Annotated in this window: 20 protein-coding genes; 9 read left to right on the forward strand and 11 right to left on the reverse strand. The window is 70.2% G+C overall.

Features of this window, described 5'->3' with window-relative positions:
* Positions 1-210: 210 nt before the first annotated feature.
* The 4 genes from BN1197_RS01060 to BN1197_RS01075 form a co-directional block, all read right to left on the reverse strand.
* Positions 211-630 (reverse strand): hypothetical protein, encoded by a 420-nt coding sequence (locus BN1197_RS01060; RefSeq protein ID WP_040155422.1) that lies wholly within the window; start codon positions 628-630, stop codon positions 211-213.
* 71 nt (positions 631-701) lie between these two features.
* Positions 702-1,472 carry a DUF3618 domain-containing protein gene (locus BN1197_RS01065; RefSeq protein ID WP_052465823.1) on the reverse strand — a complete coding sequence of 257 codons (771 nt, stop codon included), beginning with the start codon at positions 1,470-1,472 and terminating at the stop codon, positions 702-704.
* Entirely contained in the window at positions 1,469-1,975 is a 507-nt protein-coding gene (locus BN1197_RS01070; protein ID WP_082043510.1) for a phage holin family protein, read from the reverse strand. Before BN1197_RS01070 ends, BN1197_RS01065 begins: the two co-directional genes overlap by 4 nt.
* On the reverse strand, positions 1,972-2,802 hold the full coding sequence (locus BN1197_RS01075; protein ID WP_052465824.1) for a hypothetical protein: 831 nt from the start codon (positions 2,800-2,802) through the stop codon (positions 1,972-1,974). Before BN1197_RS01075 ends, BN1197_RS01070 begins: the two co-directional genes overlap by 4 nt.
* Before the next feature lie 254 nt (positions 2,803-3,056).
* On the opposite strand from BN1197_RS01075, the gene BN1197_RS01080 reads away from it, so the two are divergent.
* Positions 3,057-3,851 carry an enoyl-CoA hydratase gene (locus BN1197_RS01080; protein ID WP_095999823.1) on the forward strand — a complete coding sequence of 265 codons (795 nt, stop codon included), beginning with the start codon at positions 3,057-3,059 and terminating at the stop codon, positions 3,849-3,851.
* A gap of 116 nt (positions 3,852-3,967) precedes the next feature.
* Here BN1197_RS01080 and BN1197_RS01085 read toward each other — a convergent pair whose 3' ends face one another.
* From BN1197_RS01085 to BN1197_RS01100, 4 genes are all read right to left on the reverse strand, one after another.
* Complete coding sequence (locus tag BN1197_RS01085; RefSeq protein ID WP_040155424.1) at positions 3,968-4,609, reverse strand: Maf family protein; 642 nt, start codon at positions 4,607-4,609, stop codon at positions 3,968-3,970.
* 107 nt (positions 4,610-4,716) lie between these two features.
* Positions 4,717-6,402: a DUF885 domain-containing protein gene (locus tag BN1197_RS01090; RefSeq protein WP_040155426.1), complete on the reverse strand. Its 1,686-nt coding sequence runs from the start codon at positions 6,400-6,402 to the stop codon at positions 4,717-4,719.
* Positions 6,403-6,651: 249 nt separating this feature from the next.
* Positions 6,652-6,861: an acyl-CoA carboxylase subunit epsilon gene (locus BN1197_RS01095; protein WP_040155428.1), complete on the reverse strand. Its 210-nt coding sequence runs from the start codon at positions 6,859-6,861 to the stop codon at positions 6,652-6,654.
* Between the two features lie 49 nt (positions 6,862-6,910).
* Positions 6,911-8,542 (reverse strand): acyl-CoA carboxylase subunit beta, encoded by a 1,632-nt coding sequence (locus BN1197_RS01100; protein ID WP_040155430.1) that lies wholly within the window; start codon positions 8,540-8,542, stop codon positions 6,911-6,913.
* 23 nt (positions 8,543-8,565) lie between these two features.
* Here BN1197_RS01100 and BN1197_RS01105 point away from each other — a divergent pair, with 23 nt between their 5' ends.
* The 7 genes from BN1197_RS01105 (at position 8,566) to purE (ending at position 15,627) form a co-directional block, all read left to right on the forward strand.
* Positions 8,566-9,405 (forward strand): biotin--[acetyl-CoA-carboxylase] ligase, encoded by an 840-nt coding sequence (locus BN1197_RS01105; protein WP_082043511.1) that lies wholly within the window; start codon positions 8,566-8,568, stop codon positions 9,403-9,405.
* A 7-nt stretch (positions 9,406-9,412) separates the two neighbouring features.
* Entirely contained in the window at positions 9,413-10,759 is a 1,347-nt protein-coding gene (locus BN1197_RS01110) for an adenylate/guanylate cyclase domain-containing protein (RefSeq protein WP_052465825.1), read from the forward strand.
* Entirely contained in the window at positions 10,756-11,541 is a 786-nt protein-coding gene (locus BN1197_RS01115) for an enoyl-CoA hydratase/isomerase family protein (RefSeq protein WP_040155434.1), read from the forward strand. The genes BN1197_RS01110 and BN1197_RS01115 overlap by 4 nt, the downstream gene beginning before the upstream one ends.
* A 273-nt stretch (positions 11,542-11,814) precedes the next feature.
* A complete protein-coding gene (locus BN1197_RS01120) occupies positions 11,815-12,498 on the forward strand; it encodes a response regulator transcription factor (protein ID WP_040155582.1) in 684 nt (227 codons plus the stop codon).
* Positions 12,499-12,547: 49 nt separating this feature from the next.
* Positions 12,548-13,573 (forward strand): sensor histidine kinase, encoded by a 1,026-nt coding sequence (locus tag BN1197_RS01125; RefSeq protein ID WP_245851779.1) that lies wholly within the window; start codon positions 12,548-12,550, stop codon positions 13,571-13,573.
* A 157-nt stretch (positions 13,574-13,730) separates the two neighbouring features.
* On the forward strand, positions 13,731-14,924 hold the full coding sequence (locus BN1197_RS01130) for a 5-(carboxyamino)imidazole ribonucleotide synthase (protein WP_040155438.1): 1,194 nt from the start codon (positions 13,731-13,733) through the stop codon (positions 14,922-14,924).
* A 190-nt stretch (positions 14,925-15,114) separates the two neighbouring features.
* Positions 15,115-15,627, forward strand: a complete 513-nt coding sequence (gene purE / locus BN1197_RS01135) for a 5-(carboxyamino)imidazole ribonucleotide mutase (protein WP_040155440.1) — start codon at positions 15,115-15,117, stop codon at positions 15,625-15,627.
* Positions 15,628-16,330: 703 nt separating this feature from the next.
* Here purE and BN1197_RS01140 read toward each other — a convergent pair.
* The 3 genes from BN1197_RS01140 to BN1197_RS01150 all read right to left on the reverse strand — a co-directional run bounded on the left by BN1197_RS01140 (position 16,331) and on the right by BN1197_RS01150 (position 20,653).
* A complete protein-coding gene (locus BN1197_RS01140; protein ID WP_040155441.1) occupies positions 16,331-17,044 on the reverse strand; it encodes a hypothetical protein in 714 nt (237 codons plus the stop codon).
* Between the two features lie 1,542 nt (positions 17,045-18,586).
* Complete coding sequence (locus tag BN1197_RS01145) at positions 18,587-19,300, reverse strand: hypothetical protein (RefSeq protein ID WP_040155443.1); 714 nt, start codon at positions 19,298-19,300, stop codon at positions 18,587-18,589.
* Positions 19,301-19,474: 174 nt separating this feature from the next.
* Positions 19,475-20,653 carry a nucleotide sugar dehydrogenase gene (locus BN1197_RS01150; protein WP_040155445.1) on the reverse strand — a complete coding sequence of 393 codons (1,179 nt, stop codon included), beginning with the start codon at positions 20,651-20,653 and terminating at the stop codon, positions 19,475-19,477.
* 265 nt (positions 20,654-20,918) lie between these two features.
* Between BN1197_RS01150 and BN1197_RS01155 the strand changes: the two genes are divergently transcribed.
* Complete coding sequence (locus BN1197_RS01155) at positions 20,919-21,872, forward strand: protein kinase domain-containing protein (protein WP_040155446.1); 954 nt, start codon at positions 20,919-20,921, stop codon at positions 21,870-21,872.
* Positions 21,873-21,875 lie beyond the last annotated feature (3 nt).

The raw sequence follows: 21,875 nt of genomic DNA on the forward strand, positions 1-21,875 counted from the left end.
GACGGATGAAGACCACGCCCGCCACCCTACCCAGCAGCGGGGTACGTCACCTCACTCCACAGCAACGCCCTGACCAGCAACAACATCAAACCCGTCACCAAAATCCGCAAGAGTGGCACGAGTCAGGAGGGAGAGCCCCCACGCACCACGCGTGGGGGCTCTCCCTGCTTTCCGGGACAATTCGCGAGCTCGCTGACGGATTGAGACGCGTCATCCCGGGAGACGCCGGTAGTGGTCGTCGAGGACCCTGGCGGCGTACTCGCCGGCGCGGCACGTCGACATGGGGACCTGCCCGAACTCTTCCCGCGGAATGGGGCGCCGGGCGAGGGAGCGGCTGCGATCGGCCTCCCAGTCGACGAGCACCGACCAGGTGCCACCCTCCTCCGACACCGCGCGTACATCACCCACCGCGCAGACCTCCTGACGCCTCGACAGGTAGGCCCAGATCCGATCTCCGGGACGCATCGTGCGGTAGCCGCTGCGCAAACACCATCGCGAGATGTCCTGAGAGCGCGCGATGGCCTCCCACACGGCTGTCGCGTCAGGACGGGTCCGCCAGTCGGCCGGCTGATGCGCGGCGTGGGCGGCCGGGTCGATCGGCAGAAGCCACTGCACGGGACGCGTCGACATGAGTACCTCCTGACATGCAGCGAGGGGCGGAGCCGGCACTCGCCGACTCCGCCCCTCGTCCGGGACGAGACTCAGTTGTTCCTGGCCTGGTCCTGGACGGTGTTCTTGCTGTCCTGGGCCTGCGCCTTGACGTCGCCGGCCTGGTCCTGGGCCTCACCCTTGACCTTCTCGACGCTGTCCTGCGCGCTGCTCTTGAGCGACTCGCCGGCGTCGGCCAGCGGGGCCTTGAGGTTCTCGGCGGACTCCTGCGCGACGGACTTGGCCTCCTCGACGAGGGGCTGTCCCTTCTCCTGGGCCGTCTCCTTGGCGCGAACGGCGAGCTCACGCTCGCGGTCCGTGGCCGGCAGCAGGGAGCCGAGCAGCCAGCCCGCGCCGAGGGCGATGAGGCCCGCGGCGAGCGGGTTGCCCTGAGCCTGGCGGCGCACGCGCTCCGGCGCACGTTCCATCGAGTAGCGGGCCTGGTCGGCCGCGCCGCGGAGACGGTCCCCCGCGTCGGAGGCGGCGTCCGACACGCGGTCGCCCATGTCGGACACGCGGTCACCCATGCCGCGCTCGTCGTTTCCGTAGCCGTAGCCACGGTCTCCGGCGTACCGGGCGTTGCCGTACCGAGGGTCCTCGCCGTAGTAGTCGTCGTCGGACCCCATGATGCGCTCCTTGATGCCGCGGCCGACGCCCTTGACGCGGTCCTCGACCTTCTCGGCCTGGCGGCGCGCGACATTGCTCGGGTCCACGGCCTCACCAAGGGCGTTGACGTTCTGGCTGAGGTTGCCGCGCGTGCGGGCGATGTCCCGGCGCAGCTCCTCGGGGTCGTTGGTGTTGATCGGGTTGTTCTCGTTGCTCATGACCGGTGCTCATTTCCCTTGAGTGCATCGGGGACCTGCTTGGCGGTCTCGACCGTCTGCGGTACTCCGTGAACGTTCTTGAGGTTGGCGCGCCCCATGGCTGCCAGGACGCCTGCGATGACGGCCCAGATGAGGGCCACGACGATCGCGGACCAGACGCCGCCGATGGCGGAGCCGAGACCCCACCAGAGGGCGATGGAGAGGAACAGCAGGACGAAGTGTCCGGCCACTCCCGCCCCGGCCAACATGCCGGTGCCCTTGCCCGCCTTCTTGGCGGAGTCCTGCACCTCGAGCTTGGCGAGAGCCACCTCCTGACGCATGAGCGTGGAGATGTCCTGGGTGATGTCGGAGATCAGAGCACCGACCGAGGAGATCTCGCCCTTCTCGTACGTCTGGTGAGCGCCGTCGATGGGCTCGGCCGGACGCACATCGTGGTTCGTCGAAGGAACCCGGTCCGAACCCGCCGCGGTCGCGCCGTGGGTGTCGTCGAACGGAGAACTCATCGGTTCAGATCACCCGGCCGGTCGCCACGCTGCTCGGCGGTGTACGGGGAGTCGCTCGCGGGACGCGGCTGCTCCTCGTAGGACACGCCGCCGGCGGGCTGCTGGGTGTAGCCGCCGCCGTGCGCGAGCCCCTGGGGTCGGTCGTAGGCGCCACCCTCCTCGTAGGCGGGGTAGGTCGTGCCGTAGCCGGAGGCGGCGCCACGGTCGGCGTAGCCGTAGCCGCTGCTCTCGTACTCGGCGTAGCCCCGTCGGCCGTCGTCGTAGCCGCGGCGCTGACCGCCGAAGCGGGCCTGGTCATGGCGCGCGTCGGCCTGCAGGCCGCGGGTGAGGCGCCCACCGAGGAAGCCCACGAGGGCCGCGCCGATGAGGAACGTTCCGGGGTTGCGACGGGCGTAACGGCGCGCCTCGTCGAGGAGGTCGGCCGGCTCACGACGCTCGAGCCAATTCGCGATCTGCCCGACCTGGCCGGCGGCCTGGGACACGAGGCCGGTGGCCGTGCTGCCGTCAGCGGCCTGGGACATCTTGTCGAGATCACCGGAGATGACACGCAGTCCCTCGGCGAGACGCGTCTGCTGCGATGAGACCTGGTCGCTCGCCTCGGAGCGGACCTGACGGAACAGATCCTGGGCCTGGCCCTTGGCCTCGCTTGCGAGCTGCTGCGCCTCGTCCTTCGCCGTACCGGCGACCTGCTTGCCGCTCTCCTGTGCGTTCTGTCCGAGCTTCTTCGCCTCGTCGGCGGCGACGTCCTTGTTCGACTTCTCGTAGCCGATCTGACCCTCGGTGGGATTGATGCTCCCGGTCGTCGCATCGAACTGCTGGTTCGACATGGCAGCCCCTGTCATTGATGGTGTTGCCCGATGAATGGATGCGGCGCCCCTTGTCTCGGGGCGTCCGCGGTCGGCGGGTCAGTACCCCGGTCCACGGACGGGCAAACGCCCGAATCACGGAAATATCGCGGGCTTGATGCGCCGGGCGAGTCGCATGACGACCGCGCGGTCGCAGGTGAGACGCCGATCGAGCGCCCGCCGGCGGGTGGTGTCCATAAGGTGGGGGAGACACCGACACTCACGAAAGAGGCGACATGACCGAGGCCCAGGATCCGCTCGCGATGACCGAGGGCGAGGTGCTCACCGCTCTCGAGGGTGGTGTGCTGACGATGACGATGAACCGGCCGCAGTCGCTCAACGCGATGCCGGCGTCGATGCTCGCGACCATGGAGTCCGTCGTGCGTGCAGCGTCGGCGGATTCCGGTGTGCGCGTCATCGTCGTCCGCGGAGCCGGCAAGGGGTTCTCCTCGGGGGCGGATCTCGACCCGAGCGGTCCGCCGACGGCAGCGACCCTGGACGCCGGCAACGCCCTCATCGCGGCCACGCGTCGCTCGCCCCGACCCATCGTCAGCGTCGTCCACGGTGCGTGTGCCGGCATCGGTGTCTCCGTGGCCCTTGCCGCCGACCTCGTCGTCGCCTCGGAGAAGGCGTTCTTCATGCTCGCGTTCGCCAACATCGGTCTCATGCCCGACGGGGGAGCGACGGCACTCGTCGCGGCGTCCGTCGGCCGTGCACGGGCGATGCGGATGGCGTTGCTCGCCGACCGGGTTCCCGCGCAGCAGGCGTTCGAGTGGGGGCTCATCTCACACGTCGCCGCGGCCGACGACCTGGAGACCGAGGCCGGAGCGGTCATCGCGAAGTTGGCGTCGGGCCCGTCCGTCGCGTACGGCATGGCCAAGGCGGCGGTGAACGACGCGACCCTCGACGAGCTCGACAGTGCGTTCCAGCGCGAGCGGTACGGGCAGACGAGTCTCATGGAGACCAAGGACTTCACCGAGGGAGTCACGGCGTTCCGGGAGCGGCGCACCCCACGCTTCACCGGCTCCTGACCGACCCGCCGAGACAGCCGACGTTTCCGGCCTGCCGGAGAGGACATCACACCCGACAGGCCGGAAACGGCGGCTGTCTCGGCGGCCTTCCGGATGTTGGAGCGTGGAGCAGGGCGTCAGCTCGTCGCGCGCACGGTGTGCCAGGCGATGTCGAGTTCCTGCAGCAGCTCCCGCAAGAGCGGGAGGCTGACGCCGACGACGTTGTGGTGATCGCCCTCGATCGAGGTGACGTACGGGCCACCGATGCCGTCGATCGTGAAGGCGCCGGCGGCGTTGAGGGGTTCGCCGGTCCCGACGTACGCGTCGATCTCGTCCTGGGTGAGCGTCGCGAAGTGAACCGTGGTCGAGGCGACCGCACCGAGGGTCGCGCCGCCGCCGTCCGCGCGGGTGTCGATGAGCCAGTGCCCGGTGTGGAGCACGCCGGTGCGTCCGGACATCTGTTGCCACCGTTCCCGGGCGTCGTCGGCGTCGTTCGGTTTGCCGAGAATGTGGCCGTCGAGCTCGAGCACGGAGTCGCAGCCCAGCACCACGCCCTCCCAGCCCTCGTTCTCGAGCAGCGGGGCGATGTCCTCGCACTTGGCCCGCGCGAGGAGGAGCGCGACGTCCTCGGCGAGGAGATCGCCGAATCGCTCCCGGGCCTGCGCGACGACGGCGTCCTCGTCGACGGACGACACCTGGACGCGCGGGTCGACGCCCGCACTGCGCAGCGTCTTCAGACGGGCAGGCGAGGCGGAGGCAAGACAGAACGGGATCGGCACGCGCTCACCCTACCCGCGCCCGTCACGGCTCCCTGTTCTGCGTCGGCGTCCCCGGCATCCTCTCGTGACGAGGCCTCGTGCAGGCGCGGCCTAGTCCACGCTCGCCGTCAGCGCGGCACCTCGTCACGGGCAGCCGGCACGAGGGCGCGACGCAGGGTGTCGAGGCCGACCGAGCCGAGGTCGAGGGCGCGGCGATGGAAGTCCTTGAGCGAGAAGGCGTCACCCTCGGCACGGGCGACGTCGTCGCGGATCTGCAGCCAGAGGCGTTCGCCGATCTTGTACGAGGGCGCCTGCCCGGGCCAGCCGAGATAGCGGTCGAGCTCGAAGCGCAGCATGCTGTCCTCCAGGCTGACGTGGGAGCGCAGGTAGCGCCACGCCTTGTCGTGATCCCACGTGCCTCCGCCGAGTTCGTCGGGGGCGGTGAGACCGCAATGGACGCCGAGGTCGACGACGACGCGCGCGGCGCGGAGCATCTGGGCGTCGAGCATCCCGAGGTAGTCGGCGTCGTCGGCGAGGAAGCCGAGGTCGGCCATGAGGCGCTCGGCGTAGAGGGCCCAGCCCTCCCCGTGGCCGGAGACCCAGCACAGGTGGCGTCGCCAGCGGTTGAGCAGTTCGGCGCGCGCGGAGGTCTGGCCGATCTGCAGGTGATGACCGGGCACGCCCTCGTGGTAGACGGTCGTGAGTTCACGCCAGCCGGCGAATCGGGTGACGCCCTTGGGAACCGCCCACCACATGCGTCCGGGGCGGGAGAAGTCCTCGCTGGGGCCGGTGTAGTAGATGCCGCCGGTGGTCGCGGGCGCGATCCGGCATTCGATGCGTCGTACCTGCTCGGGGATGTCGAAGTGCGTTCCGGCGAGGGCGGCGACGGCGTCGTCGGCCCTGCCCTGCATCCACTCGCGGAGGGCGTCGGTGCCCTCGATGAGATGACGCGGATCCGCGTCGAGGGCCGCGTAGACCTCCGGCATGCTCGCGCCGGGGCGGATGCGCTCGGCGACACTGCGCATCTGCTCGCCGATCCGAGCGACCTCCTCGAGCCCCCACGCGTAGGTCTCGTCGATGTCGATGTCGGTGCCGAGGAAGCTCCGGGAGTAGAGGGGGTAACGATCGCGTCCGCACGCGTCCTCCTCGCCCGCGAGGGGGAGGATGTCGTCGAGCAGACGCTGCCGAGCCTCGGAGTAGCCGCGGATGGCGTCTGTCACGCCGTGCGAGACGACGTCGGCGGCGCGGGCCCCGGCCTCGTCGGTCGACTGCCGGGCCAGGCGCGCGAACACGCCGGTGGGAGCGACGAGGTCGTCGATCTGACCGGCGGCTCCGTGGATCTGCCGACGCGGCGCGACGAGTCCGTGATCTGCCGCCTCGACCAGCGAGATGTGCCACTCACCCAGGGCCTCCGGGATGGCGGCCAGGTAGCGCCCGAGCGCGACCCAATCGTCGTCGTCGGCGGTCGGCATGAGGTCGATCGTGTCGCGGATCTCCTGCAGCGGTGACTCGATGACGTTGAGCGACATGGCATCGAGACCGGCCTCGTGCAGGGCTTCGCTCGAGCCGAGGCGCTCACGCAGCGCGTCGGCGGTGACGACGTCGACCTCGTCCACCGGCGTCATGTTCTCGAGAGCGATGAGGGTCGAGCGGCGTAGCTCCGACTTCTCCGCGAGCCCGTCGGGAGATAGATCGTCGATCGGGCGATCGGTCACGGGCGCACCGAGAGCGATGGCGGTGAGCGGGCTCAGCCGCAGGTAGTCGTCGGTGTAGGCCTCGGCGAGTCGATCGATGTCGGTGAAGTCGCGGGTCACCCTTCGACGGTACGGGCCGACGGCCCGGTGTGCAGGACGTTGGCGACAACCCCTCGCCACCCGGCGGTGCTCCGGCCGCTCCCGCGCGAGATGGAAGATGGGATGGCAGCCATCCGGGGGTGATCACCCCAGGTTCGCTGCCATCCCATCTTCCACGACGACCCGAACGAGCGGGTCCGCGATGACGGCCGCCGTTCACGATGCCGATTCCTGTGCACGGGCGGCGGGTCGATCCCGGCGCTCAGCGCGTCAGAAGCGGCCCCAGCCCATCGGGGAGAGGCCCGTGTTGAGACGCCGAGCCGGGCTGGACCAGCCTCGACGCGCGGCTCCACCGCCGCCGGACTCCCCGCCGCTCATCGCCGAGAGCAGCACGGTGACGACCGCGACCTCCTCGGGCGAGGGGTTGCCGCGGGTGACGCGGATGGTCGGGGGCGTCGTCTCGGTGGTCTCGTCGCTCATCGTGTGTCTCCTCGTCCTCGCCGGTCTGGCCTCTGACCCGGTGCGCCGGTCACAGCGGGATGTTGCCGTGCTTCTTCTCGGGCAGCTTGGCGTGCTTGGTGCGCAGTGTGCGCAGGGCCCGGATGACCTGCATGCGGGTCTCCGAGGGCGGGATGACCGCGTCGACGTAACCGCGTTCGGCGGCGATGTACGGGTTGGCGAGGGTCGTCTCGTACTCCTCGATGAAACGCGCGCGGGCCGCGTCGACGTCGCCGCCCTCGTCGATGACCTTCTGAATCTGCTTGCGGTAGAGGATGTTCACCGCGCCCTGCGCGCCCATGACGGCGATCTGCGCGGTGGGCCAGGCGAGGTTGATGTCGGCACCGAGGTGCTTGGAGCCCATGACGTCGTACGCCCCGCCGTACGCCTTGCGGGTGATGACGGTGACGAGCGGCACCGTGGCCTCGGCGTAGGCGTAGATGAGCTTGGCGCCGCGGCGGATGATGCCGTTCCACTCCTGGTCGGTGCCGGGCAGGAAGCCCGGGACGTCGACGAACGTGAGCACTGGGATGTGGAACGCGTCGCAGGTGCGCACGAACCGGGCGGCCTTCTCGGAGGCGTCGATGTCGAGCGTGCCGGCGAACTGCATCGGCTGGTTGGCGACGATGCCGACGCTGCGGCCCTCGATGCGCCCGAACCCGCACACGATGTTGGGCGCGAACATGGAGTGGACCTCGGTGAACGCGCCGTCGTCGACGACCGTCTCGATGATCTGCAGCATGTCGTAGGGCATGTTGGGGCTGTCGGGGATGAACGAGTCGAGCGCCTCGTCCTCCTCCGTCATCTCGGGCAGCTCCTCGAACTCGAAGACCGCCGCCTCCTCGAGGTTGTTCTGCGGGAGGAACGAGAGCAGTTCGCGGACGTACTCGATCGCGTCGTCCTCGTCGCTGCCCATGTAGTGCGCGACGCCGGACTTGGTGTTGTGCGAGCGGGCGCCACCGAGGTCCTCGAACGCGACGTCCTCACCGGTGACCGTCTTGATGACGTCGGGGCCGGTGATGAACATGTGCGAGGTCTGGTCGACCATGACGATGAAGTCGGTGATCGCGGGGGAGTACACGGCGCCGCCTGCGCACGGGCCCATGATGAGCGAGATCTGCGGGATGACGCCCGAGGCGAGCACGTTGCGCTTGAAGATCTCGCCGTAGAGACCCAGGGAGGCCACGCCCTCCTGGATGCGGGCGCCACCGGAGTCGTTGATGCCGACGACGGGGCAGCCGATCTTCATCGCCAGGTCCATGACCTTGACGATCTTCTCGCCGAACACCTCGCCGAGCGAGCCGCCGAACACCGTGAAGTCCTGCGCGAAGACGCAGATCGGACGGCCCTCGACCGTGCCGTACCCGGTGACGACGCCGTCCCCGTAGGGGCGGTTCTTCTCCTGCCCGAAGTTGGTCGAGCGGTGGCGGGCGAGGCCGTCGAGCTCGACGAAGCTGCCCTCGTCGAGCAACTGCTCGATGCGCTCCCGCGCGGTCTTCTTGCCCTTGGCGTGCTGCTTCTCCACGGCACGTGCCGAGCCGGCGTGGACGGCCTCGCCGTTTCGCCGGCGGAAGTCGGCGAGACGGCCGGCGGTGGTGTGCATGTCGGCTGCGTCGGCCTCGGTGCCTGCGGGCATGCCTTCGGAGTTCTCGGCGTCGCTCATGGCGGCAGCCTAGCCTTGTCGCCATGCCATCAAGTCTTCACGCGGATGTGCTCGTCGACACTCTCGCTGCTCCTGCCGGGCCGTGGACGCAGGTCGACGTGTGTGAGCGCGTCGGCTCGACGAACGCGGTCTCGCTCGCCGAGCCGGTGCCGTGGCGGGTGCTCGTCGCCGAGCAGCAGGATGCGGGCCGCGGCCGTCACTCCCGCGCGTGGGTGTCGCCGGCCGGTACATCGGTCGCGATGTCGATGACCGTGCCGCTGCCGCCGCGTCCCGACGAGTGGGGGTGGATTCCCCTGGTCACCGGTCTGGCGGTGAAGGACGCGCTCGCGCGGGTAGGGGGCGAGGAGCTCGAGGTGGCGCTCAAGTGGCCCAACGACGTGCTCGTGCGTCGTGCGGGCTCGGATCGTGAGCTGCGCAAGGTGTGCGGAATCCTCTGCGAGAGCGCGGGGCAGTCCGTCGTCGCGGGGGTGGGTATCAACGTCAGCGTGCCCGAGGAGGAGCTTCCGGTGCCGACGGCCACCTCGCTCCACCTCGAGGGGCTGCACGCCGACGACGCCCGCGAGCAGATCGTCATCGCCGTCGCCGAGGCGTTCGCGGCCCGGTTCGCCGCACTGAGCAACGGCGGTCCCTACCTCGCGGGGCTGCGTCGTAACTACCACGAGGCGTGCTCGACGATCGGCGCCGACGTGCGCATCCACGTCCCGGGAGGGGCCGCCGACGTCACGGGGCGCGCGGCCGACGTCGACGAATCGGGCCGTCTCGTCGTCGACGTGGCGTCGGGCGGTTCGCTCGACGGCGGGATCGACCGCCGAGCGTTCGCGGCAGGTGACGTGGTTCACGTTCGGCGCGTGCAGCAGGCATGATCGAGGTATGAGCCACGAACCGGTCGAGCCGAGCAGCCCGCGCGTGCGGGACGCGACGGATCACCTGCTCGGGCAACCCCGCACGCTGCACCGACGGCAGGTGAGCGCCGCGGCCGGGGTGCACCTCCTCGAGGCGCGGAGGTTCTGGCACGCGCTCGGGTTTCCCGGTGTGGGCGACGACGAGACGTCGTTCACCGACGCCGACGTCGAGGCGCTGCGCCGCATCGTCGACCTCGTACGCGGAGGCCGTCTCGACGAGACGCTCGCCCTCTCGATGACCCGCGCGATCGCCCGCACGACCGACCGACTCGCCGCTTGGCAGTCGAGCCTCCTGCTCGATGCCGTGCTGAGCGGTCAGGGTGCTCCCGACGTGCCGGTCGACGACCTCGAGGCGGTCATGGACGCGCCGATGGGCTCGGGCCTGGCCGGCCGCAGCTCCGACGACACTGCCGCCGCCCACCTCGCCGGTGAATGGCTCATGGATCTCGTCGACGAGCTCGAGCCGCTCATCGTCTACGCGTGGCGCCGGCACCTGTCCGCGGCCCTCAACCGGCTCTTCTCCGAGGGGCAGAGCGAGACCGGTGGATCCCACTGCACCGTGGGGTTCGCCGACATGGTGGGGTTCACCACGCTCGTCACGCGCCTATCCGACCAGCAGCTCGGCCGGCTCGTCGAACGTTTCGAGGCGCTCGCCGCCGACGTCGTCACCTCGCACGGCGGGCGCATCGTCAAGACGATCGGCGACGAGGTGTTCTACACGGTCGAACACGCCGACAGCGGCGTCGACATCGCGATCGACCTGCTCGAGGCGCTGCGGGAGGACCCCTCGATGCCGCGGATGCGCGTCGGGCTCGCCAACGGCGAGGTGCTCTCCCACCTCGGTGACGTGTTCGGCACCACCGTCAACCGCGCGAGCCGCATCACCGAGGTCGCCGGGCCCGACACGATCGTCGTCGACGACACCATCGCCGCGCGGCTCACCAACCGCACGGAGTACACCATCGAGCGCCTCGAGCCCCGGCCCCTGCGCGGGCTGGGCGTCACCGGCATGTGGGCGCTCTCCCGCAGCCCGTCGGTCACCTTTCCCATCCGCCCCGTGCGCACCGTCCACCGCGGGCCGTGGACCTCCGATCTCGGTCGGGAGTCGTTGCCGGACATGGACGGTGACGCCTCCGACCTGCACCGTGACGCCTCCCACGGAGACGGCGTCGGCTCACGCGACGCCGACGACACCGGCGACGATGCCGGCCCGGCTCGGGTCGCGCTGCCGGCACCCGGAACGTGCGAGGGCAGCCGTGCGGTCGACGACGTGACCCCACCCACCCCCGCCACGAAGGAGAACGACGACCGATGAGCGACGCCCTGATCCGCATCGACCGGCACGAGGGGGCGGTGGCCGAGCTCGTGCTCGACCGCCCCTCTGCGATGAACGCCATCTCCACCGACATGGCCAAGGCCCTCACGGCCGCGTGCGAGGAGCTGGCCGCCGACACCGGGGTGCAGGCGATCGTCCTCACGAGCTCGCACGAGAAGGCGTTCTGCGTGGGCGCCGACCTCAAGGAGCGCAACTCCCTCACCGACGCCCAGCTCGTCAGGCAGCGCCCCATCGCCCGCGCCGCCTATTCGGCCGTGCTCGACCTGCCGGTGCCGACGATCGCGGCCATCGACGGGTTCGCGCTCGGAGGCGGCTGCGAGATCGCGCTCTCGTGCGACATCATCGTCGCCAGTGAGAAGGCGACGTTGGGGCTGCCCGAGGTCTCGGTCGGCGTCATCCCTGGCGGCGGCGGCACACAGCTCGTGACGCGCCGCATCGGCTGGTCCAAGGCCGCCCGGATGATCTTCGCCTGCATGCGGTTCACCGCCGCCGAGGCGAAGGAGTACGGACTCGTCGACGACGTCGTCCCGGCCGGTAGCGCCCGTGAGGCCGGGCTCGAACTCGCCGCCACCATCGCCAAGAACTCGCCCGTCGGCCTGCGCAACGCCAAGAAGGCCATGCGCCTCGGGTTCGACGTCGACCTGCGCACCGGTCTCGAGGTCGAGGACGCATGCTGGCGCGCGACGGCCTTCTCCGGTGACCGCGCCGAAGGTGTGGCGGCGTTCAACGAGAAGCGAGCACCGAGGTGGCCGGGAGCCTGACGCGCGCTCGGACAGGCGGTTTCGTCCGGGTGCCGTGGGATTCCGCGGACACCATTCGCTCGAGCAGGCGGTTTCACCTGGCGACGGCGGAGTGCTTGGGGTGAAAGGGCCTGTTCGAGCGGGTTTGAGACGACTGGCCGAGCGACCGGAAAGTGAATCCGCACGCTCGGGAACGTTGCGAAAAGACGTGATTCGGTTGACCGCTCGGCGACACGGGTCGAATTCCGTTGCGGGAGAGCCTCGGTCGGTCGTCTGACAGCTAGCATGCGCCTCATGGTTCGTGTTTTGTTGGCCGAGGACGACACCGCCATCAGCGACCCGCTGGCGCGTGCGCTCCGCCGCGAGGGTTATGACGTCACCGTGTGCGACGACGGTCTCGCGGCGCTCGAAGAGGCGAAGAGCACGCCGGATCTCGTCGTGCTCGACATCGGCCTTCCGAGCCTGGACGGTCTCGAGGTGTGTCGGCGATTGCGGGCAGACGGGCGGACCGCGCCCGTGCTCATGCTCACGGCCCGGGCCGACGAGGTCGACACGGTGGTCGGGCTCGACGCGGGCGCCGACGACTACGTGACCAAGCCGTTCCGGTTGGCCGAGCTCCTCGCGCGCGTTCGGGCCCTGTTGAGGCGCAGCGCTCCTGCCCCCACGCCGTCGGACAACGGGGGCTTGCGCATCGACACCCAGGCACGCCGGGTGTTCGTCGACGGCAGCGAACTGCAGCTCACCGCCAAGGAATTCGACCTCCTACGGGTGCTCGTGCGTGAGCAGGGCAAGGTCGTCGGCCGCGAGCAGCTCATGCGCGAGGTGTGGGAGACGCAGTGGTTCGGCTCCACCAAGACCCTCGACATGCACGTGTCGGTGCTGCGCCGCAAGCTCGGCGACGACGCGTCGCGGCCCCGGTTCATCACGACGGTGCGGGGCGTGGGCTTCCGCTTCGAGCGCCCCGGCGACGCGGCCTGACGGCGGGGCGATCGTGGAGGGGGCGCTACTACGGTCGACGTTGCTGACCGTGGCGTTCGCCGTCGCAGTCCTCGGAATCCCCATGTTGGTCATGGGGTTCGCGGTGATCGGATACGCGCAGAAGGACGGCCGGCTGCCCGACTTCGTGCCGCGTGACGGGGGTGGGACGGAGTTCGTCGTCGCGTACGTCATGTTCTTCGCTCTCCTCGCGGTCGTCGGCGCGGTGCTCATCGCCCGTCGTCAGGCCCGCCGCTTCTCTGAGCCGCTCGCCGCGCTGGCCGACCAGGCAGAGCGCCTCGGCGCCGGTGCCGCACGGTACGAGCCCGTGGCCTCCGGGCTTCCCGAAATCGACCGTGTCGCAGCCGCGCTCGCGGGTAGCGCGACGCAGTGGCAGCGCACGTTGTCGACCGAGCGCGAGTTCGCCTCGGACGCGAGTCATCAGTTGCGTACTCCGCTCACCGCGGTCCTCATGCGTCTCGAGGAGATCGCCGACACCGGTGACCTCGCCATCGCCCGCGAGGAGGCCAACGCGGCGATCGAGCAGGTCGAGCGGCTCAACGTCACCGTCGACGAGCTCCTCGCCCGAGCCCGGCAGGGGTCCACGGGAGCGCCGCGGCCGACCTCGGTCGACGCGGTGCTCGCGGCGCTGCAGCGGGAGTGGGCGCCGCAGTTCGAACGCGAACACCGCAGTGTGCAGGTCGACGGGGATCGTGGGCTTCTGGTCGTCGCGACGCCGATCGCGTTGTCGCAGGTCATCGGCACGTTGCTGGAGAACGCGCTCGTCCACGGGGCCGGCGTCGTCGAGGTCGATGTGCGGCGTGCGGGCCCGTCGGTCGTCATGGAGGTGCGCAACGCCGGCGTCGTGCCCCGCGACATGGCGCGGCGGGTGTTCGAGCGATCGGTCAGCACGTCGAGCACCGGGCTCGGGCTCGGGCTCGCTCGCGACCTCGCCGAGAAGTACGGCGGGCGTCTCGACCTCGTCCGCGCGCACGACCCCGTGGTGTTCGCGCTGTTCATGTCGGCCGCGGACACCAACGTCGAGCCTCGCAGGGCGGCCACGAGTTCCCCCCGGTGACCTGCGAAGAGCCGTCACCGTCGGCGCGACTATCGTGCACCTGCGCCCGCTCGGTGCGGCATCGCTAATCTCGGGCCGGACGCACACCCTGGCGACGTCGGAAGCGGTGTCGGTGCGGGCATCCGGCGGGTATCCGAACGTATGAAGGTGGGACGGCGTGGAACAGCAGGTCAACAGGCATCCGGGCGGATTCCCCGTCGTCGGGATCATCGGCGGCGGTCAGCTCGCGCGCATGTGCCAGCCGCCGGCCGTCGGGTTGTCGTTGACGCTCGCGGTGCTGGCCGAATCGGAGGATGCGGCCGCGGCTCTCGTCGTGCCCGAGGCGCCGGTCGGTGCGTACGACGACGTCGAGACCGTGCGGGAGTTCGCGCGGCAGTGCGACGTCGTGACCTTCGACCACGAGCACGTGCCGGCCGGCGTTCTCGCCGCCCTCGAGGCCGACGGGGTCGCGCTGCACCCGCGACCCGCGGCGCTGCGCTACGCCCAGGACAAGCTCGCCATGCGCGAACGGCTGAGCGAGATCGGCGTGAGCTGCCCCCGGTGGCGGCGCGTCGACACCGCCGCGGAGCTCGCGGAGTTCGGCCGCGAGGTCGGCTTTCCCGTCGTCCTCAAGACGCCGCGAGGGGGCTACGACGGCAAGGGAGTCCGCCTCGTCGCCGAGGACGGCGTGGAGGCGACGTCCGACTGGTTCGACCGCGCCGCGGGCGCGGGCCTGCTCGCCGAGGAGGCCGTCGACTTCACCCGCGAGCTCGCGGTGCTCGTCGCTCGTAGCCCCTCGGGTCAGGCGGCGGCGTGGCCGGTGGTCGAGACCGTGCAGACCGACGGAATCTGCACCGAGGTCATCGCTCCCGCACCCGATCTCGACGACCAGCTCGCGACCGTCGTCACCGAGGCCGCACTGCGCATCGCCGGCGAGCTCGACGTCACCGGCGTCATGGCCGTCGAGCTGTTCGAGGTGGCCGGTGACGACGGACCGGGCTACGTCGTCAACGAGCTCGCGATGCGACCGCACAACAGCGGGCACTGGACCATCGACGGCTCGGTGACGAGCCAGTTCGAGCAGCATCTGCGGGCCGTGCTCGATCTGCCGCTCGGAGATCCCCGCGCTCGGGCGACGTGGACCGTCATGGGCAACGTGCTCGGAGGCTCCGAGCCCGAGCACGCCGAGCTGTACTCCACCTACCGCCACCTCCTCGCACGCGACCCCGGCCTACGAATGCACCTCTACGGCAAGGAGGTTCGGCCGGGCCGCAAGATCGGTCACGTCACCGTCTACGGCGACGACCTCACCGACCTGCGAGAGCGCGCCGCCCACGCCTCCGGCTACCTCGAGGGCACGGTCACTGAATGAGCGTGTGAGCGTGAGAGCCCACCGCGCCGAGACAGCCCGCGTTTCCGAATGTGTGGGCCGCGTCGACGCGCTGAAAAGACGCTCGAGCCGGAAACGCCGGCTGTTTCGGCGTCTGGGGGAGGGCGGCACTGCGGCCGGTCTCGGATAATGTCGCGGCAGGCCTTTTCCGCGGGTGTGAGGAGTCGGTGGGATGAGTGAACAGCCGGTCGTCGGCATCGTCATGGGCAGCGACAGCGATTGGCCCGTCATGGAGGCCGCGGCGGCGGCGCTCGACGAGCTGGTCATCCCGTACGAGGCCGATGTCGTCTCTGCCCACCGCATGCCGACCGAGATGATCGCCTACGGGCAGCAGGCCTCCGAGCGGGGTCTGCGCGTGATCATCGCGGGAGCCGGGGGCGCGGCGCACCTGCCGGGGATGCTGGCCGCCGTGACGCCTCTGCCGGTCATCGGGGTGCCGGTGCCGTTGAAGTACCTCGATGGCATGGATTCGCTGCTGTCGATCGTGCAGATGCCTGCCGGCGTGCCGGTTGCCACGGTCTCCATCGGCAATGCCCGCAATGCGGGGTTGCTCGCCGCGCGCATCCTCGGAGCCGGGACGAATTCCGAGGACATCGAAATTCGCAACCGAATGGTCGCGTTCCAGCAGTCGCTCGAGGAATCCGCGCGTGCAAAAGGACAGGCTTTGCGCGATCGGCGATCTTGACGAATTGTTTACCCAAACTTGAGCGCCCAGGCATCAGGCGCCGAGCCGCGCGACCGATGTAGGGGGTGCAGGGCACCTCAGCCGTCTCCGGCGTGACTCGTTCGTCAACGTCGTCGACGTCAGGTGGAGCCCGGCGGTGCGCGACGCGATCGTTTCTGTGGCAGGGGCCGATCGCCTTCATCGGAGTCGATGTCCTTTGGGGGGACGTCCACCTTGGCAGGGGTGTTTGGCGCTCCGACGCCCGCCGGGCTCGTCCCTGCATTCTTCGCGGTTCACGGCGCTGGGGGAGGCCCGTGAACTCTTGGGGGGCAGCGCATGTCAGGAGTCGCTGCCTGGGGCGCGGCGCACCGGTATTCGAGGACGGGTGCGCCGCGCCTGCTACCGGATGCGAGCCACGTTCGCAGGCCGGTGCAACCGTGGCGGTGTCTCACGTCGCCACGGCGATCTGCTCGCCGCGAATGTGGGGTCGATGTCGGATCATCCATGATCGGCTCACCCTCGAGGCGGAGTCGTGCTTCCGTGCAGGTCACCGCGGGCTTGGCCGCCGGCGACCGACTCGCACCTCTCATCGTCGGCGGGGGCTTCTGGTCGAGCGTCTGAACATCACGGTCGCATAACGTCGTGCGTCGTCCCGGGGATGCGACGAGGCGCCGAGCGTGCTGCTCGGCGCCTCGTGAGATGGGTTCGGTCGGGCGGGCGTGGGTCAGAACCGCGCGAGTCCCTTGACGTTCCACCCCGCGCCGCTCCAGACGGCGGGGCCTTCGGGCATGCGCACGGCGCGCTCGGTGATGGGCGTCCAGCGTCCCTTCTGCCAGCGGGCGACGATGCGGGTTCCGGTGAACGTCGCCTTCGTGCCCCACGAGTCGCGCACGAGCGAGATGCTCGTGAGCTGGCGTGCGCCCTTGACCGTGCGCAGGGTGTAGCCCTTGGAGAACGAGAGTGCCCCGTCGGTGACCCACTCGGTCGAGCCCGACGGGTCCTTCTCCGCGACGAGCCGGCCGGAACGCCACGTGTAGACGTTGTGGATGGAGGTGTGGGCGCCCATGCCGGTGAGCACGACGAGCTCGGAGCCTCGGGCGCCGTCGAGCGCCACCGCGCCCCGGAACGGTGCCACGCCGGTGCCCTGCAGCCAGGGCGTGGCCACGGAGGTCGAGGCGACGCGCCCCGAGGCGGTGACGACCCGCAGCGTGTACGCCTTCCCCTTGTCGCGACGGGTGAGGCTCGTGGTGTCGGCGCGCCCGTCGCCGTCGACGTCCGCCCGGGAGACGATCGAACATCCCGACGAGACACACGGTTTGGGCGTGCGAGCCGGCGCGGCAGCCGCCGACGAGGCCGTCGCGAGACCGATCGGAAGCGTGAGCGCGGCAGCGACGAGGCCGGTGGTGGCGAACGTGAGGCGACGGCTGGAACCAGACATGACTTCCCCTGAGATGAGATCCCCGATGCGTCTCCCCGACGGCGACGCACGAGAATCGTTTCACCGCAGACGCGCGTCCACCACGGCCGACATGCCTTCGTGATCGAGCCGTGCGCGCATCGAGAGCGGGCCGTGACCCGAAGGCTCGACTGTGCGGGCGACGGGTGCGGGCGACGGGTGCCGAGGACGGGTGACGGCGTCCCAACGACGGGTGACGGCGACGGGTCCGACTCCCGGCCGCCGGTTCGCCGGGTCGCCGGGTCGTCCGGGCCGGCCGATGCAAATCGCGCTCACACAGGCGTTTTCACCCGCCCGCACGCGGAGACCCCGCGGAGTCGACCGCTCGGACAGGCGTTTTCATCCGGATCCCAGGGCGAAAGCGCCTGTTCGAGCGGATCCAGGTCGGGAGGGCTCGGGCGAGTCCGGGGTGAAAGTGCCTGTGCGAGGGAGGCGGAGTCTGGGGCGGGGGCGAGTCCCGCGGCCGGGCCTCACCCGAATCCGCTCGGACAGACTCTTTCGTCCGGGTTCCTTGACGAAGACGCCTGTTTGAGCGCATTCCGGTGAGAAGGCTCGGGCGGGTCAGGGTGAAAGTGCCTGTTCGAGCGCATCCGGACGGGAGGGGTCGGGCGGGTCGGGGTGAAAGCGCCTGTCCGAGCGGATCCAGGTCGGGAGGTTCGGGCGGGTCCGGGGTGGAAGTGCCTGTTCGAAGGAGGCGGTGGCTGGGGCGGGGACGAGCCCGCAGCCGAGCCTCACCTGAATCTGATCGGACAGGCGCTTTCGTCTGGGTTCCATGACGAAGACGCCTGTCCGAGCGGGTATNGACGGGAGGGGTCGGGCGGGTCGGGGTGAAAGCGCCTGTCCGAGCGGATCCAGGTCGGGAGGTTCGGGCGGGTCCGGGGTGGAAGTGCCTGTTCGAAGGAGGCGGTGGCTGGGGCGGGGACGAGCCCGCAGCCGAGCCTCACCTGAATCTGATCGGACAGGCGCTTTCGTCTGGGTTCCATGACGAAGACGCCTGTCCGAGCGGGTATGGGTAGGAGGGGTCGGTGGAGTCGGGGTGGAAGTGCCTGTTCGAGCGCGGGCTGGCACGTGGCCGTCCGTGAATTCTGGGTGGAAGTGCCTGTTCGAGCGGCTTGGTGCGGCCGTGGCCGCAGGGTCCGCAGGGGCCGCAGGGGCCGCAGGGGCCGCAGGGGCCGCAGGGTCCGTATGGCCCCCGGCAGGCCTGGGCGCGTGGGCGTCTCTCGGACGATGGCAAAAATCAAGGGCGGAGGCCCGGATCCGTCGATCCGGGTCTCCGCCCTGTGGCGACCGTTTCCCCGCCGGTCACCCGCGAGCAGGTTCCCCCTCGCCCTGCTCGTCGTCGTGCCCCCCGCGGCGCGGCCGGGACTGTTCCCCGCGCCCGGTCGTGCCGCTCTGACCTCTACATCGCGGGGTTCGAGCCGGTCGTTACGGCGAAACTGGACGAGTGTCGTAGACGCATCAATCAGGCTGCGAACGGGCTGGTCAGCGCGTTACGGACCTGAGCTAATGCGATGCACGTCACGTTCACGGCTGCCATGTCACGCCGCTCCACCCCGCGAAGTCCTGGGCGCGTGACTCGCTGAGCGTCCCGGTCGCCGTGGCTCCGACGCGCTTCCAGGTGCCGCCGTGCCAGCGGTACGTGGTGCGGGTGCCGCGGTAGGTGAGGCGCTCGCGAGTGCGGTCGAAGGTGCCCTGGAGGCGGGTCGCGGTGACCTGACGTCGCCCCTTGACGGTCGCGAAGGTGTAGCCGGCGACGAGAGTGAAGTGGTCGGCGACCGTCCAGGCCGGGTCGCCGGGCGTCGCGCCCGGCGCCACCTCCGGCACGAGGCGGTTGTCGCGCCACGTGTAGACGTGTGGCCAGGGGAAGTCGCCGACGCCGCCGCCTCGGTCGACCTGGATCTCGGCGCCGCGAACACCGTCGAGGTGGGCGGTGCCACCCCAGACGTCGGCCGGGGTGAGCGTGCCCTCGCCGTAGTTGGCGACGAGCACGTCGCGGATCGCTCGCCGGCCCGCCGAGGTGGTGACCGTGATCCGGAACGTGTACTCGTCGTCGGTCACCGCGCGGCGGACGACCCGGACGGTGTCGCGGCGCAGGTCTCCGTCGACGTCGACGCGCTGGGTGACCGGCGGTGCTTGGGCGGCCGGCGTCGTCGCAGCGTATGCCGGTGTCGTCGCGCCTGCTGACATGGTCGTGCCGACGAGAGCTGCGGTGATGGCGGTGACAGCGATGCCACGCATGATGAATCCCCCTGGACCCCAGTGACTTACCCCCGAGGAGGGCGCCTTGTGCGTCCTCTGGTCACCAGAGTGCGCCCTCGGGGCGTTCGTGAGGGCACGCCACGTCCCGCTCACCCGAACCGTGCTCGGAGTGTTGGGATTCCGTGATCTTGGTGCGACGTTCTTGGTGCGACGTCAGTCGGAGCCGAAGAGGTCGCGGGTGTAGACCTTGCCCGCGACGTCGTCGAGCTCGGGGGAACGGCGGTTGGCGATGATGACGTCGCTGCGACGCTTGAACTCCTCGAGGTCGCGTACGACCTCGGAGCGGTAGAACTCGTCGGCGTCGAGGGTGGGCTCGTAGACGATGACGGGGATGCCCTTGGCCTTGATGCGCTTCATGATCCCCTGGATCGAGGAGGACCGGAAGTTGTCGGAGCCCGTCTTCATCGTCAATCGGTACACGCCCACGACCTGCGGGTTCTTGTCGATGATGTCGAAGGCGATGAAGTCCTTGCGGGTCGTGTTCGAGTCGACGATCGCGCGGATGAGCGTCTGCGGCACCTGGTCGTAGTTGGCGAGGAGCTGCTTGGTGTCCTTGGGCAGGCAGTAGCCGCCGTAGCCGAAGCTCGGGTTGTTGTAGTGACTGCCGATGCGCGGGTCGAGGCCGACGCCGTCGATGATCTCTCGCGTGTCGAGGCCGTGGCGGGCGGCGTACGTGTCGAGCTCGTTGAAGTAGGCGACGCGCATGGCGAGGTAGGTGTTGGCGAAGAGCTTGATCGCCTCGGCCTCGGTGGAGCCGGTGAGCAGCACCGGAGTGTCGGGGTCGAGACTGCCGGCGGCGAGCAGGCCGGCGAACTCACGGGCCCGGTCGTCGGTGGCTGCGGCGCCGTTGCCGACGATGATCCGCGAGGGGTGGAGGTTGTCGTAGAGCGCGCGGCCCTCGCGGAGGAACTCGGGGGAGAAGAGGATGTGCAGGCCGGGGTGGCGTTCGCGGGCGCCCGTGGTGTACCCGACCGGGATCGTCGACTTGATGACGGCGGTCGCGTCCGGGGCGACCTCGGCCACGAGGGCGAGCACGGAGTCGACGCTCGAGGTGTCGAAGAAGTTGAGCTCGGGGTCGTAGTTCGTGGGGGTGGCGATGACGACGAAGTCCGCTCCGGCGTAAGCGGAGCGGGCGTCGGTGGTCGCCGTGAGGTGGAGCTCGCGGGAGGCGAGGTAATCCTCGATGTCGGGGTCGACGATGGGGGAGCGGCGGGCCGTGATCGCCGCGACGCGATCCGGGTCGAGGTCCACGGCCACCACCTCGTGCTCCTGCGCGAGGATGACGGCGTTCGCGAGTCCGACATAACCCAGTCCGGCGACGGCGATCTTCATGGGGCTCAGCCTAAGAGGGGAGCCGAACTCTCCCCGGGACCGCCGGAGTTCGCGGCGTGTGGGGGTGACGGAATCCGAGCCTCGATCGTCTCGTCCGGCCCTGAAGGCGCGTGGCCACGCGTCGACATCCCGGTGTACCGCAGTCGACGAACCGATGGCGCGACCGGTTCGTCGCGTCGGAGGGCTTGACCGGCACCTCACCACTGGTTGAGGTGGTCGAGGACGATCACGTCGCCGACTGCAGGAGTCCGTCTCGGAGGACCTCATGAACGCTCAGCTCTTCGGGGGGCGCTATCACGCCGCTGCCCTGTTGGGCGCCGGGTCGTGTGGTGAGGTGTGGGCCGCGCAGGACGACGCAGGCGAATGGTGCGCGGTGCGCGTGCTGGCCGCCGACCTGTCGGGTGTTCGTGAGTCGCCGCCGGCGTGGCGGGCGTTGGCGTCGGTGCGTCACCCGCACGTCGTGACGCTGCGGGAGGTCGTCGAAGAGGACGGACGGTGGATCGTCGTCAGCGACCTCGTCGAGGGTGCCGACCTGCGTTCGCAGGTCACGGTGCTCGGCACGATCGAGCCGGCCACCGTCGCGCGGTGGGGCGCCGAGCTCGCCGGTGCCCTCGTGGCGCTGCACGCCGTGGGGGTCGCGCACGGTGATCTGCGTCTGGAGAACGTGCTGCTCGACGCGGCGACTGGGTCGGTGAAGGCGAGCGACGCGGGCGTGGCGGGACTTCTCGGCGGCGACGCGAACCCCGAGGTCGACCTCTACCACCTGGGTGCCGTGCTGTACGAGGTGAGCTGTGGCCGTGCGCCGTTCGTGCTCGGTGGCGGGCGGGCACGGCTCCTCGCGGTGCCCGAGCGTCCCGCCGGTCTGCCCGACGAACTGTGGGCGGTCATCGTCGAGCTGCTCACCGGCGGCGGCGACGCCGACGAGGTCCGGACGCGCCTCAGCGGACTCGCGACGTCACTGCAGGGCGTGCAGGCGGCGACCGCATTGCCGCCCCGAGAAGCAGGCTCGAGTGCGGCGGAGTCGTCCCCGCGAGAGCGCTGGCGTCGGCGCGTCGTCGTCGCGGGTGCGGCGGCCGTCGCTGCCGCCCTCCTCGGTGGAGGGGTCGCCGCCGCGGCGCTGTTCAGCGGCGGAGAGACGCAGGCCCCGGCCGCTCCCGCGAGCAAGTCCGGGACTCAGATCGAGATCGTGCCCGGCGCCGGAGGGGCCACCAGGCCGTGAGTG

The sequence above is a fragment of the Mobilicoccus massiliensis genome, assembly GCF_000826525.2.
Lineage (GTDB): Bacteria > Actinomycetota > Actinomycetes > Actinomycetales > Dermatophilaceae > Mobilicoccus > Mobilicoccus massiliensis.

Bases quoted from the DNA above. Each gene is read 5' to 3' on its own strand.
- BN1197_RS01120 (WP_040155582.1), top strand. From the start codon at position 11,815: ATGGTTCGTGTTTTGTTGGCCGAGGACGACACCGCCATCAGCGACCCG.
- BN1197_RS01060 (WP_040155422.1), bottom strand. From the start codon at position 630: ATGTCGACGCGTCCCGTGCAGTGGCTTCTGCCGATCGACCCGGCCGCC.
- BN1197_RS01075 (WP_052465824.1), bottom strand. From the start codon at position 2,802: ATGTCGAACCAGCAGTTCGATGCGACGACCGGGAGCATCAATCCCACC.
- BN1197_RS01065 (WP_052465823.1), bottom strand. From the start codon at position 1,472: ATGAGCAACGAGAACAACCCGATCAACACCAACGACCCCGAGGAGCTG.
- BN1197_RS01140 (WP_040155441.1), bottom strand. From the start codon at position 17,044: ATGTCTGGTTCCAGCCGTCGCCTCACGTTCGCCACCACCGGCCTCGTC.
- BN1197_RS01080 (WP_095999823.1), top strand. From the start codon at position 3,057: ATGACCGAGGCCCAGGATCCGCTCGCGATGACCGAGGGCGAGGTGCTC.
- BN1197_RS01105 (WP_082043511.1), top strand. From the start codon at position 8,566: ATGCCATCAAGTCTTCACGCGGATGTGCTCGTCGACACTCTCGCTGCT.
- BN1197_RS01115 (WP_040155434.1), top strand. From the start codon at position 10,756: ATGAGCGACGCCCTGATCCGCATCGACCGGCACGAGGGGGCGGTGGCC.
- BN1197_RS01110 (WP_052465825.1), top strand. From the start codon at position 9,413: ATGAGCCACGAACCGGTCGAGCCGAGCAGCCCGCGCGTGCGGGACGCG.
- BN1197_RS01155 (WP_040155446.1), top strand. From the start codon at position 20,919: ATGAACGCTCAGCTCTTCGGGGGGCGCTATCACGCCGCTGCCCTGTTG.
- BN1197_RS01145 (WP_040155443.1), bottom strand. From the start codon at position 19,300: ATGCGTGGCATCGCTGTCACCGCCATCACCGCAGCTCTCGTCGGCACG.
- BN1197_RS01070 (WP_082043510.1), bottom strand. From the start codon at position 1,975: ATGAGTTCTCCGTTCGACGACACCCACGGCGCGACCGCGGCGGGTTCG.
- BN1197_RS01100 (WP_040155430.1), bottom strand. From the start codon at position 8,542: ATGAGCGACGCCGAGAACTCCGAAGGCATGCCCGCAGGCACCGAGGCC.
- BN1197_RS01150 (WP_040155445.1), bottom strand. From the start codon at position 20,653: ATGAAGATCGCCGTCGCCGGACTGGGTTATGTCGGACTCGCGAACGCC.
- BN1197_RS01095 (WP_040155428.1), bottom strand. From the start codon at position 6,861: ATGAGCGACGAGACCACCGAGACGACGCCCCCGACCATCCGCGTCACC.
- purE (WP_040155440.1), top strand. From the start codon at position 15,115: ATGAGTGAACAGCCGGTCGTCGGCATCGTCATGGGCAGCGACAGCGAT.